Raw genomic sequence first — 299 nt, forward strand, 5'->3', positions numbered from 1 at the left:
CAACGCCTTGGCCGAGAGCATCATCGGCTTGTTCAAGACCGAAGTCATCGAGTTCTTCGGCTCCTGGAAATCCGTCGGCCATGTCGAGTGGGAGACCCTCCAGTGGGTCAGCTGGTACAACACCGAGCGGCTACATGGCGCTATTGGCTATCGGCCGCCGCAAGAAGTGGAGGAAACCTTCTACGCGAGCATAAATGCTCTTGATCACGTCGCCTAAGTTTTGAACAAAAAACTCTCCGGCAAACCCGGGGCGGTTCATGGCTTCACTTACGGATCAGGGTCAAACCAACGACAGCTCT

At 55.2% G+C, this 299-nt stretch carries 1 protein-coding gene; it reads left to right on the forward strand.

Annotated features, from left to right (window positions below):
- On the forward strand, positions 1–217 hold a 217-nt coding region (locus C6W91_RS20660; RefSeq protein ID WP_370571545.1), incomplete at its 5' end, for an integrase core domain-containing protein.
- Positions 218–299 lie beyond the last annotated feature (82 nt).

This window comes from Phaeobacter sp. SYSU ZJ3003 (assembly GCF_041300735.1).
GTDB classification, from domain to species: Bacteria; Pseudomonadota; Alphaproteobacteria; order Rhodobacterales; family Rhodobacteraceae; genus Phycobacter; species Phycobacter gallaeciensis_A.